The sequence below is a fragment of the Pedobacter westerhofensis genome (assembly GCF_900182595.1).
Taxonomy (GTDB): Bacteria; Bacteroidota; Bacteroidia; order Sphingobacteriales; family Sphingobacteriaceae; genus Pedobacter; species Pedobacter westerhofensis.
Window position 1 is genome coordinate 103,808 of record NZ_FXTN01000015.1, and the last position, 13,209, is coordinate 117,016.

The following is a 13,209-nucleotide window of genomic DNA, read 5'->3' on the forward strand; positions in this document are numbered from 1 at the left end:
TTAAAGGGAAGTCATTGCCCTAAGGTTCCATTCCTTGATTTCTTCGATAGTGATGCGGTTCTCATAAATCGCTTTGCCCACTACAACTGATCTAACTTCAAGTTTTGCCAGCTCTTCGATATCTTCCATTGAGCTTACACCGCCCGAGGCGATCAGTTTAATGAAGGGAGAGTGCTCAAGCAGTTTTTTGTACAGGTCTACAGCGGCGCCGCCCAGTTTACCATCTTTGTTGATATCTGTGCACAGGAACCTGAAGAATCCCAGCTGCAGGCATTTGTCAACATAGTCCATCAGTTTGATCGGCGAGCTTTCCATCCAGCCTGAGTACTTGATTACCTCATCCAGAACATCGATGGCAATAACGATACGGTTTGCGTAATCATATTTTTTGCCCACTTCTTTGCTCAATTCAGCAAGGAAATCCGGGTTGGTAATCGCCTGTGTACCTACGATGACACGGTGGATACCTGCGTCAAGTAAATTAGTTACCTGCTCAATCGTACGGATACCACCGCCGTACTGTACACGCATATCTGTTTTATGGATAATCTCGAATAATTCGGCCTGGTTGCTGAAATCCCCTTTGGCACCATTCAGGTCAATAATATGAATAAACTCTGTACCGTTGGACCGGTAAGTTTCGATCATGTCGGCAATGGAGACTTCATATACTGTTTTCTGGTTGTAGTCGCCTTCGGTTAACCGGACAACCTTGCCATCTAAAATATCTATAGCGGGAATAATGTACATCTTGTTATTTTAAGTTTGAAAAATTCAATAATAAACGTTCTCCGGCAGCACCGGACTTCTCTGGGTGGAACTGCACCCCGTAAAAATTATCTTTTTGTATTGCCGCCGAATATTCCTGACCGTAATCAGCGGTAGCGATTCCAAAAATAGGGTTATATTCAATAAAATACGAATGCACAAAGTAAAATTGTGTCTGATTTTCAACACCTTCGAATAATGAATTGTTTTTGATCTCTACATTATTCCAGCCCATATGGGGAATCTTGATTCCCAGCTCTTTATCAAAGAGTTTCGTTTGGAGGGGAATGATGCTGGTTAAGGTGGCGTCGCCTTCCTCAGAATGATCTGTCAGGAGCTGCATACCTACACAAATCCCCAGTACAGGTTTTGTTAATGACCTGATTTTATCTACCAGGCCACTTTTGTTCAGTTTGTCCATCGCTGCCCCTGCGTGCCCTACACCGGGAATGATGATATGTGAATACTGATCAAATTCATCTTCAGAATTGATCATGCCATAAGTAATCCCGAGCCTGGATAAGGCCGAGGTAAGAGAAAAAATATTCCCTGCCCCGTAATTTACGATACCTATCATTTTATAATTCGTTATAACAACCCCTTGGTACTTGGTAAAACTAACTTGTCTGCATCTCTTTTGATTGCCATTTTAATCGCTTTTGCAAAAGCTTTAAAGATGGCTTCAATTTTATGATGTTCATTATCCCCTTCAGCTTTTACGTTCAGGTTGCATTTTGCGGCATCGCTGAACGATTTAAAGAAATGATAAAACATCTCTGTAGGTACATCGCCAACTCGTTCACGTTTAAATTCTGCATTCCAGACAATCCAGTTGCGCCCGCCAAAATCGATCGCTACCTGTGCGAGACAGTCGTCCATCGGCAAACAGAAGCCATAGCGTTCGATGCCCAGTTTATTCCCCAGTGCTTTGGCAAAAGCTTCGCCCAAGGCGATGCCCGTATCTTCAACCGTATGGTGTTCATCGATATGCAGATCGCCTTTGGCAATCACTTTAAGGTCGATCCCCCCGTGACGGGCAATCTGGTCAAGCATATGGTCAAAAAAGTTCAGGCCTGTTTTGATGTCCCCTTTTCCGGTTCCATCCAGGTCAATACCAATTTCGATATCCGTTTCATTGGTTTTCCTGATGTGCTGAAACTGTCTGCTGCCCGCTTTCAGGAAAGTATAAATATCTACCCAGTGCTGTGTTTGCAGCGCGATAATTTCCGTCAGTGTTTCTGCTTTGTCCAGTATTTCGTTGGCACCCAGCAGGTCGTTATTCCTCAGCCAGATCGCTTTTGCGCCCAGGTTTTTGGCCAGGATCACATCATTGATACGGTCGCCGATTACAAAAGAGTTTGCAAGATCATACTCACCAGTGAGGAAATGCTGCAGCAAACCTGTATTGGGTTTACGTGTAGGTGCATTTTCATGGGCAAAGGTTTTATCGATAATGACTTCTGAAAATGTTACGCCCTCACCTGCAAAAGTATCCAGGATAAAGTTATGTACCGGCCAGAAGTTTAATTCAGGATGTGAATCTGTTCCCAGTCCATCCTGATTGGTTACCATGATCAGTTCAAAATCAAGCTCTGCTGCTATTTTAGCCAGATAATATAAAGATTTGGGATAGAATTTGAGCTTGGCGAATGAGTCGATCTGCTCGTCTTCAGGTTCAGTGATCAGGGTGCCGTCGCGGTCTATAAAAAGGAACTTCTTCATGGTTATTTTATCGATTTTAAAGCATTTAACAGGATTTCGTTTTCTTTTGGTGTACCCACAGTAATTCTCAGGCATCCGTCGCACAGCACCACTTTTGAGCGGTCGCGAATGATAATCCCCTGCTCTACCAGCGTGTGGTATGTCCCGGCGGCATCCTCTACTTCTGCAAGTACAAAGTTAGCATCTGAGGGGTAAACTTTTCTGACCATTGCAAGATCAGCGAGGTTTTTGCTCAGTGTGTCTCTTTCTGCTACGGTTACTTTGATCCAGTCGTTTACCTGTGCTACATTTTGCAGGGCAGCTAATGCAAGGTCCTGTGTAGACTGGCTGATGTTGTATGGCGCTTTCACCTTATTCATGATATCGATCACGATACTGGATGCAAAAGCCATTCCGAGGCGCAGGCCGGCAAGTCCCCATGCTTTGGAGAACGTTTGCAGGATCACCAGGTGCGGATATTCTGTCAGTTCCTGGATGAACGTGCGCTGTTTGGCAAAGTTGATATAAGCCTCATCGATCACTACGAGCCCTTTGAAATTGGCCAGTATGGTTTCGATATCGGTACGGATGATTGAATTTCCGGTGGGGTTGTTCGGAGAGCAGATAAAGATCAGTTTCGTGTTTTCATCGATAGCTTCGGCGATACCTTCCAGGTCCAGCTGAAAGTTGGGCAGCAGGTTCACCCTGCGGATCTCCACGTCATTGATGTTTGCCGATACCTCGTACATGCCGTAGGTAGGCGGCAGGATAATCACATTGTCTTTTCCGGGGTTACAGAAACATCTGTAAAGCAAATCTATTGCTTCATCGCTGCCATTGCCCAAAAAAGTATTTTCTATGGGTACTCCCTTTATTTTGCTGATCGCATCCTTTACGTCCAGCTGGAGCGGATCAGGGTAGCGGTTAAAGTTTTCCGGCAGGGGAGAGCCGAAGCTGTTTTCGTTGGCATCTAAAAAAACGCTCGCCTGACCTTTGTATTCGTCTCTGGCCGTTGAGTAGGGTTTTAGGTTTTTTATATTTTCGCGTTGTAAGTTCTTAACATCCATCTCTATGAATTTAAACGAATAGTGATTGCATTTTTGTGTGCCTCCAGCCCTTCGGCTGCAGCCAATATTTCTACAGTAGGGCCGATGTTGGTTAAACCTTCGGGACTGATGTGCTGAAAAGTGATCTTTTTGATAAATGAATCGATAGAAACACCAGAATAAGCTTTTGCAAATCCGCTGGTAGGCAGGGTGTGGTTGGTTCCTGAAGCATAATCCCCGGCACTTTCAGGTGTCAGGTTTCCGAGGAAGACCGAACCGGCATTGATGATCATCGGAATTAGTTCCTGAAAAGAATCAGTAGCGAGGATCAAATGTTCCGGAGCATAGGTATTGCTGAAATCCATAGCCTGTGCAGTGTTTTCCACGAGCAGGGCATAAGAATTTGCGATGGCCTGTGCTGCAATAGCTTCACGCGGGAGTGCCTTTAGCTGAAGCTGCACCTGTTCAATCGTATCTTTTATGATCTGTGAAGAGGTAGAAACGAGGATCGCCTGGCTATCCGCACCGTGTTCTGCCTGTGCAAGCAGGTCTGAGGTCACGAAAGCCGGATTGGCAGTTTCATCAGCAAATACCAGCACTTCTGAAGGACCGGCCGGCATATCTATCGCTGTCATGCCCGAGGCCACCAGCTGTTTGGCCTGTGTTACATAACGGTTTCCGGGGCCAAAGATTTTGTACACTTTTGGCACGCTTTCCGTTCCGAAAGCCATTGCTGCAACTGCCTGTGCACCGCCAACCATGTAAATTCTCTTTATCCCCAGCAACGTGGCGCAATAGGCGAGATAACAGTTTGTTTTGCCGTCCTTTTGCGGAGGTGAACATACCACGATTTCTTTACATCCCGCCAGTACAGCCGGGATGCCAAGCATCAGAAAAGTACTGGGAAGCACTGCTGTGCCGCCGGGGATATATAAACCTACGCGTTCAATTGCGCGGGCCTCGCGCCAGCAGGAGACTCCAGGCATCGTTTCTATCGCGGCTTCTTTATATAATTGTGCAGCATGGAATTTTTTGATATTTGCATAGGCGGTTTCAATTGCTTTTTTCGCGTCATCAGGAATCGTTGCCGCAATGGCGTCGATTTCAGATGCTGAGATATAAAGCTCTTTCAACCCTACCTGATCAAAATCCTGTGCGTAGCTGAAGAGCGCTTTGTCGCCTTCTTCTTTTACACGCGAAATGATACTTTTCACCCTGTCTGCGATGGTTTCATCATCAGACAATTGTCTTAAACAGAGATCTTCAATATTCTGTTCTGACAAATCAGTATAACTGTAGACTTTCATGTTTTATGAATTTTTGTTAGTCTATAACTAACGAATGAACCTGCTGTTTATTCAGTTATGCGATGATCTTTTCGATTGGCATCACTACAATTCCTTCTGCACCGGCAGCTTTAAGGCTGTTGATCTTTTCCCAGAAGTCCTGTTCTGCAATTACCGAGTGGACAGCAACCCAATCCGGTTCGAACAAAGGAACGATGGTAGGGCTTTTTACACCAGGCAACAGGCTTACTACTTTGTCCAGGTTAGACTTGGCCACGTTGAGCACCACATACTTTGTTTCTTTTGCGCGCAGTACAGAGCGGATCCTTTGCAACAGTTCGATCACATCTTCATTGAGTTCGATGCCTTTGTTCCCGATCAGGACAGCTTCAGATTTCATTACTTCGGCAAAGGGTTTTAGTCCGTTGCTTTTCAGTGTTCCTCCGGTAGAAACGATATCACAGATGGCGTCGCTTAAACCTAAGCCCGGGCCAATTTCCACAGATCCTGAAATGGTACGCACAACTGCATTTACGTTATTGTCCTGCAGGTATTTTTCGAGGATAACGGGGTAAGAAGTGGCGATGGCTTTGCCTTCAAGTCCGCTGATATCAGTGATTTCGCTGTCGTTGGGAATAGCGATTTTGAGTGTGCATTTTCCAAAACCAAGTTTCTGAAGGTATTCTACATCAGCATTTACTTCAGTGATCACATTCTCGCCAACGATACCCAGATCGGCGATGCCGTCCTGAACGTATTCAGGAATATCATCATCTCTGAGGAAAAGAATTTCCAGCGGGAAGTTTGTAACAGTTGATATGAGTGAACTTTTGTAGTTTTCGAAAGATAAACCACAATTTTTAAGGATTTCTACAGATTTTTCGTTTAGTCTACCAGATTTCTGGATAGCAATTTTTAGTGTTTTCAATTGATTGAAATTATTGAATGGAACATGAAAATAATTCGGAAACAAGTTTTGAAGTACAAAACATTACATATCTATCGCCATAACTGGCGATGGTGCAAATGTAAGTGATGATTCAAATGTTTGTTCATAATTTTTTTGTCCCTATTCAATTTGCGGCTGCACACTGAGGTGTTGCAAATATATAGATAGAATTGAGAAATCAAAAAATAAATGGCATTTTATTTGATCAGGGTGCAGAGATCGCATAGTATAAAAATGCCGGTCAGCTAAAAAAACACGTTTTGAAAAAAGTACTTTATCTGTTATTAACCTTCTCTGTCTTACTGTCTGCCTGTAACTGGTTCAAAACCACTCCTGAAGTTGGGCTGGTATTGTCCAAACATTTTAATGATAAGCTGTACAAGGATTTTGACACAGCAGCATATAATGTCGTATTTAACCGCCATTTTGACTCCCTGAAATCTACGCTCAGCAACCCAAAAGTGATTGGTAGTTATTATTCCGCCCAGGAACACAGGACTGATCTGGTTACCCGTTTCTTTACCAACGGGGAATTGGATACCCTAAAAAATTATATATCGGCGAGTACCTCACATGGCTTTAATCCGGAAATATTCAGGTATACAGCGCTGAATGCGCTCTTGTCAAAGTTGTCGGCACATCAGTTTAAATCTATCGCCGACGTCTATCCTGTGATAGCGGACCTTGAATTAACTGCTGCTGCTTCCCTTTTAAAATACGATACTTTTATCGGTTATGGCAGTATCATACCCCGGAAAGTACTCAACAGATATTATGTGAGCACCATCAGGCCGGACAGTGCCAGTATGTTAAAAGTATTGGAGAGTAAAAGCCTTGCGCAATTACTACGCTCCATACAGCCTGCAGGCGAAGATTATCTGAGCCTTGAGCGTGAACTGGCAAACCTGAAAAAAAGCCCTTCGGTAAATGCCGCAGCCATCAAAGCTATCGAGGTTAATATGGAAAGGCTACGCTGGAAAATTGCGGGGATCGGGGACGAGTATGTAGAGGTAAATATCCCGGATTTTTCGCTGACCTGGTTTAGCCATCAGGATACGGTTACACACATGAAGGTTTGCGTTGGGGGAAGGCGTGAAAAGGATTATGAAGAAAAGATGAAGGTGTTCCTGAAAACGCATTCACTGGATGATAAACCAAAAAACCACCAGACTCCGATCCTGCTGAGCAAGTTCAATTCTATCCAGGTAAATCCGGTATGGAATATCCCTGTGAGCATTGCGCAAAGCGAGATCTATTACCAGGCGATGCGTGATCCCTATTATTTATCAAATAATAATATGAGGGTGTATTACAAAGGCCAGCTGATTGCAGACCCGGATACGATCCAGTGGAGAAAATATCCGCGGGAACATTTGCCTTTCCAGTTTAAACAAGGTTCTGGTGAGGGCAATGCGCTGGGCAAATTTAAATTTATATTTGATAACGGATCGAGTATTTACCTGCATGATACCAATAATAAATCAGCTTTTATGCAATCGAACCGTGCCATCAGCCATGGCTGTGTACGGGTAGAACGGCCGCTTGAATTTGCAGAGAAACTGGTTGACAATAAATACCAGTATGATCAGTTGAGGATGGAAGTAAACCTGCCGCCGATAGATACCACGAAGATGGCAATCTATCAAAAGAGGCTGGCAAAAAAGGCGGATACAGTAAATGTTTACCAGGTTAAACCCAAATGGTTTGGAACTAAAAAGAATGTAGCTGTATTTATCAATTATAAAACTGCCTGGGCAGAAAACGGCAGGATAGAATTCCGTAACGATATCTATGATCTGGATGATGCAATTTATACCGCGATGAAAAAATTCAGATAAAATTTCTAACTTTGGTTTTTAATGAATTTCCTATACCCAGGTTTTCTTTTTTTTCTGCTGGCGGTAGTCATTCCTATCCTTATTCATTTATTCAATTTCAGAAAATTCAGGAAAGTATATTTTAGCAATGTACAGTTTTTAAAGGCTGCACAGGAACAAAATTCATCCCGGGAAGAACTCAAAAACCTGCTCATCCTGTTATGCCGCATACTGGCCATCGTGTTTGTTGTACTGGCTTTTGCCCGTCCATATATCTCTGAGGGCGGCGCGGGATACGATCCGGCCAGGGGCAACCTTGTTCACATCTATATTGATAATTCTTACAGTATGGCTGCGGTAAATAAAGATGGCAGCCTGCTCGACGAAGCCAGGCGCAGGGCGAAAGAAATTGCGCGGCAATATTCTCCCAATGACCGTTTTCAGCTGATTACAAATGACTTTGAAGGCAGGCACCAGCGTTTGGTCAGCTACGAAGAACTGCTGAACCTGTTGGACGAGATCAAAATTTCAGCCGCACATCGCAGTTTACAACAGGTGATCAACCGTCAGAACAGCACAGATGCCGGCAAGAGAAACCGGTTTAACTATATCATATCCGATTTTCAGCGTGGATTCGTGGGGTCAAAAGCAATAAATTCCGACCGCGAAAGCCATCTTTCACTGGTAAGGCTCCAGGCCAATACACAACCCAACGTTGGGGCAGACAGTATCTGGTCGCTGTCACCTGCGCACAAACCCGGGGAACAGGAGAAGTTTGTAGTGAAGCTGCACAACTATTCTGCTGAGTCCAGTACCGCTATTCCTGTTAAACTAATGATCAATAACCAGCAGAAGGTTTTGGCAAGGCTCAGTATCCCTGCGGGCAAATCCCTGACCGATACAATTAGTTTTAGCGGCCTATCTGCAGGCTGGCAAAAAGGGGTGCTGAGCATCAAGGATTTTCCACTCACTTTTGATGACGAACTAAAGTTTACATTTAAAGTGAACAGCGGAATTAATATTTTACATATTAGCGGTGATCCGTCTGAACGGCATATTACATCACTTTTTTCCGGCGACAGCTATTTCAGGCTAAGCACAATGCCCGAATCCAATGTGGTTTACAGTGCTTTCTCAGGTTATCAGCTCATCATATTATCCGGATTGAAAAGCCCGTCCAGCGGACTGGCGCTGCAGCTGAAAGGCTTTATCCAAAACGGTGGCACGGTAGTGATCTTTCCAGACCTGGATGCTAAAACGACAGAATTTTCATCCTTCCTGCAGGGAGTATCGCTTCCTCCGGTGCTTTCTATGAGCAAAGACACTGTCAGTGTTACTGCGCTGGATCTCAAAAGCAATATCTTTAATGATGTATTTGAGGAAGTACCTGCAAAGCTGGATTTACCTAAAGTATACCGCCATCTGCTGTATCAGAGAAACACGCGCAGCAACCGCAGGGATATCATGAAACTGCCCGGAGATCAATCGTTTTTTAGTCGTTACGGGCTGGGTGCCGGCCAGGTTTATCTCTCCGCCAGCTCATTAACAGCGGATGACAGCAACCTGCCTCAGCACCCTGTGTTCGTACCTTTGCTTTATAAAATCGCCTTTACCAGTATGCAGGAGCAGCCGCTGTATTATACGATAGGCAAAGATAATCTGCTCAGCAGCCAGCAACTTACCCTAAACCCTAACCAGTCGCTGCGGCTGAGGTCTGGCAGGGAAGAAGTGATTCCTGAGGTTAGGCAAAGCCCGGGGAAAACGCTGCTGTACATTGCCGACCAGATCAGGGCTGCCGGTTTTTATAAACTGATGAAAACAGATTCGCTGCTCAGCATTTATGCCTTTAATGAGAGCCGTGCAGAATCAGACATGCATTTTACCGGTGATAAGGCACTTGCACAGCTTTTTGGAACAAAGAACTTAACTATTGCGGGTGCGGGGAGCAGTTTATCTCCCGCGGCGCAGGAAAATAACCACACGGAATTATGGAAACTTTGTCTAGTTTTGTGTGCCGTTTTTTTAGCTGCCGAAGCCCTATTGATCAGATTTTTTAACAAGAAAACTATATAAAACATGAACCTTCTCCTCACTGGCGTGACCATCGCCGATCCGAATAGCGAGTTTAATCATCAAGTATGTGATGTTCGTGTGGTACAGGGAATGATCGTTGAAATTGGCAAGTCGCTGAAACCACAGGCATCTGCAGGGCCCCAGGCAAAAGAAGAACTGGTAGACGGTAAAGGGGCGTTTCTTGCTCCCGGTTTTTTTGACCTGAACTGTTCTGTAGGGGATCCGGGATTTGAGACAAAAGAAGACATACAAACAGCCAGCGCTGCTGCGCAGGCCGGTGGATTCACCGGGCTGGCAGTTCTGCCGCATACCAAACCGGTTGTGCATTCCAAAGCAGAAGTAGAATACATTATCAATAAATCAAAAAATAACCTGGTAGATATTTACCCGGTAGGGGCAATCAGCCATGATCTGGAAGGCAAGGAACTGGCTGAGCTGTATGATATGCAGCAGGCGGGCGCAGTAGCCTTTTCAGACGGTACCAAACCGGTGAGCGACGATGGCTTTATGAGTCGCGCTTTGCAGTACGCCAAAGGCATCAGCGGCCTGCTGATCGTTTACCCGGAGAACAAATCCATCGCGGGAAAAACCCAGATCAATGAGAGCAAGACCAGCGTATTGCTGGGCATGAAAGGCATGCCGGCACTGGCAGAAGAGATGCACATCTCAAGGGATATCTTTCTGGCCACCTACCACCAGTCGCCCGTACACATCAGTAATATCTCTACCGCGGGATCAGTAGCCCTGATCAAAAAAGCAAAAAAAGACGGCGTACAGATTTCCTGTGATGTGGCAGCACATCATCTGGTGTTTACCGAAGAGCTGCTGAATGATTTCGACAGCAACTATAAAGTAAAACCGCCCTTGCGCGGCAAAGCCGATATCAAAGCTTTACTGACAGGATTGAAAGAGGGCACGATCGATGCGGTTTCTTCACAGCACCGTCCGCATGAACCTGAATTTAAAGATGTAGAATTTGAAATTGCGGCATATGGCATCATCGCCCTGCAAACGGTGCTGCCCTTACTGGTAAAAGCAGGCATGGACGCCGGACAGATTGCAGAAAAGTTAGCTGTTAATCCGCGGAAATTGCTTAACTTAAAAGTACCGGTGATTGCAGCAGGAGAGGCTGCAAACTTCACCCTGTTTAGCATGACGGAAAAATGGGAGTATACCAGCCTGAACAACTATTCAAAATCCAGGAATACACCTTTATTAAATCAAACCCTGACTGGTAAGGTCAAATTAGTATATAACAACAACCAAATTCAAGTATATGGATAGTAAAGTACAAAGCGCCCTTGTCGCTTCATTGGATAAATTCGCTGCACTTTCGGGTATCGACTCAGTAAAACTGGAACAAGACCTGGTAGATGTGTTCAGCAAAGACCTGGGCTTCCTTGAGAAAGTAGAAGAATTTGACGAGGTGTTTGATGAGCATCCTGCATTTGAGGAAATGAGAGAAATCTTCTTTGATCTGCTGATGATCAACTTCTTTGCCAGTGATGTTCAGAAACTGGAAGAAGATTACCTGGATTCTGACGAGTGGGCAGATATCGAAGAAGACACAATCGACCGCGGAACAGAGCTGCTGAACCTGCTGCTATACATCAACGAATGTCATGATGAGCAGATCAAACCTGAATTGGGCGATTTCCTGAGAGAATTCCTGCTGGTAGAAGAGGATGAGTTCCAGGATGAATACCATATCTACGAAGACCTGATCAGCAACCAGCAGCTGGCAGACAGCAGTATCGAAGATATCTGCAGCCATAAAGGGATGATTGAACTGGGTGAAGAAATGGAAACACTGTTTGTTCCCTTCATGAGTTTCTTTAATCAGCCAAAGGCGAATGCAGAAGCATTTAAAGACCTGGAAGAGTTTAGTACCGACAAGGAATTTGACAGTGCAGTTTATGCTTTAATCGCAGAGTTCAACGTACAGAATTAAGGATTAACCACATGGAACAACAACTTAAAGAGATGGAGATCAGGCCAAATAAGATGGCTTTCCAGTTAGCGGTAGGCTTTTCTGTCTATACCGTGGTGCTGATCTTTCTTTTCAAACTGCTGGGCATTGATATACAGGAGCAAAATGTACCTGTAGCTACCAAAGTAATGAGCGCAGTGTTATCTTACCTGCCATATGTACTGGTAATTCTTTATGCACAGATCAAACACAGAACTGAACTTGGCGGCTACATCACTTTTGGCAGGGCTTTTTCAACCGGGTTTAGGGTGAGCGCTACTGCGGGGCTGTTTATCGGGCTGCTGATGATCCTGTATTATAAAGTGCTGGACCCGGCTTCACTTGACCATATCCTGGAAATTGCTATGGAAAAAGCTGCTGAAACTGCCGGTGACACTGCCAAGGCAGAACGCAGCGTAAAAGCTATGGCCCCTTATATGCCGATTATGATTGGTTTTGGGGCAGCAATTTCCTATACCATTTACGGACTGATCATCAGCATTATTGGTGCAGCTGTTAACAAAAGAATAGCACCCATCAAATTCGACTAAGCATTTGTGTGCAAACATAAATTTTACAACGTGCAGGTTTTATCATTTTAATTGATAAAATTTGCACGTTGATTTTTTTAACCCCCGTAATACCTGCATGGATATTTCCGTAGTCATACCTTTATATAACGAAGATGAGTCATTGCCCGAACTTACATCCTGGATTGCCAGGGTGATGGCAGAGCACCACTTTTCTTATGAGATTTTGTTTGTAGATGATGGCAGCACGGACAATTCCTGGAAGGTAATTGAAGATTTAAAAATTGAATATCCCGCAGTAAAAGCGATCAAATTCAGACGCAATTACGGTAAATCTGCGGCGCTGAATGTAGCTTTTGAAGCTTCGCAGGGCGATGTGATCATTACGATGGATGCCGATCTGCAGGACAGCCCTGATGAGATCCCCGAATTGTACAGGAGGCTCCGTGAGGAGAAGATGGATATCATTTCCGGCTGGAAGAAAAAACGTTATGATCCGATCACCAAGACGATCCCTACCAAGCTGTTTAATGCGGCAACGCGCAGAATGTCGGGCATACAGCTCAATGATTTTAACTGCGGACTAAAGGCTTACCGCAGCGATGTGGTGAAAACCATCGAGGTTTACGGCGAGATGCACCGGTATATCCCGGTAATTGCCAAATGGGCGGGGTTTAAGAATATCGGAGAGCAGGTGGTAGAGCACCGTGCAAGAAAATACGGGGTCACCAAATTTGGTTTCAGCCGTTTTATCAACGGTTTCCTGGACTTGCTGTCTATATTTTTTGTCGGCAAGTTTGGCAAAAGGCCGATGCACTTTTTTGGTTCAATGGGCGTGCTCAGCTTTCTTGTTGGAACGGTGATGGCGCTATGGATCATCGGCGAAAAGCTATACCATATTTCCATGAATACATCCTACAGGGAAATCACAGACCAGCCCGGATTTTATATTGCACTGGTTGCCATTATCCTGGGCTCACAGCTGTTCCTTACGGGATTTGTGGCAGAGCTGGTTACCCGTAATGCCTCAGAGCGCAACCAGTACCTGATAGAAAAAGAGATACTTTAAT

At 44.7% G+C, this 13,209-nt stretch carries 12 protein-coding genes; 6 read left to right on the plus strand and 6 right to left on the minus strand.

The window, feature by feature from the left end; translation table 11 throughout:
- The 6 genes from hisA to hisG are packed head-to-tail and all read right to left on the minus strand — an operon-like array spanning window position 1 to window position 5,729.
- On the minus strand, window positions 1-750 hold the full coding sequence (hisA, locus tag FN831_RS24785; RefSeq protein ID WP_142530910.1) for a 1-(5-phosphoribosyl)-5-[(5-phosphoribosylamino)methylideneamino]imidazole-4-carboxamide isomerase: 750 nt from the start codon (window positions 748-750) through the stop codon (window positions 1-3).
- A gap of 4 nt (window positions 751-754) precedes the next feature.
- Window positions 755-1,345: an imidazole glycerol phosphate synthase subunit HisH gene (gene hisH / locus FN831_RS24790; RefSeq protein ID WP_142530911.1), complete on the minus strand. Its 591-nt coding sequence runs from the start codon at window positions 1,343-1,345 to the stop codon at window positions 755-757.
- Window positions 1,346-1,356: 11 nt separating this feature from the next.
- Window positions 1,357-2,490, minus strand: a complete 1,134-nt coding sequence (hisB, locus tag FN831_RS24795; RefSeq protein WP_142530912.1) for a bifunctional histidinol-phosphatase/imidazoleglycerol-phosphate dehydratase HisB — start codon at window positions 2,488-2,490, stop codon at window positions 1,357-1,359.
- 2 nt (window positions 2,491-2,492) lie between these two features.
- Window positions 2,493-3,536 (minus strand): histidinol-phosphate transaminase, encoded by a 1,044-nt coding sequence (gene hisC / locus FN831_RS24800; RefSeq protein WP_142530913.1) that lies wholly within the window; start codon window positions 3,534-3,536, stop codon window positions 2,493-2,495.
- Between the two features lie 2 nt (window positions 3,537-3,538).
- On the minus strand, window positions 3,539-4,822 hold the full coding sequence (gene hisD, locus FN831_RS24805) for a histidinol dehydrogenase (RefSeq protein WP_142530914.1): 1,284 nt from the start codon (window positions 4,820-4,822) through the stop codon (window positions 3,539-3,541).
- 55 nt (window positions 4,823-4,877) lie between these two features.
- Window positions 4,878-5,729 carry an ATP phosphoribosyltransferase gene (gene hisG / locus FN831_RS24810; RefSeq protein ID WP_142530915.1) on the minus strand — a complete coding sequence of 284 codons (852 nt, stop codon included), beginning with the start codon at window positions 5,727-5,729 and terminating at the stop codon, window positions 4,878-4,880.
- Window positions 5,730-6,010: 281 nt separating this feature from the next.
- On the opposite strand from hisG, the gene FN831_RS24815 reads away from it, so the two are divergent.
- The 6 genes from FN831_RS24815 (at window position 6,011) to FN831_RS24840 (ending at window position 13,208) form a co-directional block, all read left to right on the plus strand.
- Window positions 6,011-7,588 (plus strand): L,D-transpeptidase family protein, encoded by a 1,578-nt coding sequence (locus FN831_RS24815; RefSeq protein WP_142530916.1) that lies wholly within the window; start codon window positions 6,011-6,013, stop codon window positions 7,586-7,588.
- A 21-nt stretch (window positions 7,589-7,609) separates the two neighbouring features.
- Complete coding sequence (locus FN831_RS24820; protein ID WP_142530917.1) at window positions 7,610-9,640, plus strand: vWA domain-containing protein; 2,031 nt, start codon at window positions 7,610-7,612, stop codon at window positions 9,638-9,640.
- 3 nt (window positions 9,641-9,643) lie between these two features.
- Complete coding sequence (locus FN831_RS24825; RefSeq protein ID WP_142530918.1) at window positions 9,644-10,924, plus strand: dihydroorotase; 1,281 nt, start codon at window positions 9,644-9,646, stop codon at window positions 10,922-10,924.
- The gene (locus tag FN831_RS24830) at window positions 10,917-11,591 is read left to right on the plus strand and encodes a hypothetical protein (protein WP_142530919.1); all 675 of its coding nucleotides are present in this window, start codon (window positions 10,917-10,919) and stop codon (window positions 11,589-11,591) included. Before FN831_RS24825 ends, FN831_RS24830 begins: the two co-directional genes overlap by 8 nt.
- Before the next feature lie 11 nt (window positions 11,592-11,602).
- On the plus strand, window positions 11,603-12,160 hold the full coding sequence (locus FN831_RS24835) for a DUF4199 domain-containing protein (protein ID WP_142530920.1): 558 nt from the start codon (window positions 11,603-11,605) through the stop codon (window positions 12,158-12,160).
- Window positions 12,161-12,257: 97 nt separating this feature from the next.
- The gene (locus FN831_RS24840; RefSeq protein ID WP_142530921.1) at window positions 12,258-13,208 is read left to right on the plus strand and encodes a glycosyltransferase family 2 protein; all 951 of its coding nucleotides are present in this window, start codon (window positions 12,258-12,260) and stop codon (window positions 13,206-13,208) included.
- Window position 13,209: the final 1 nt, after the last annotated feature.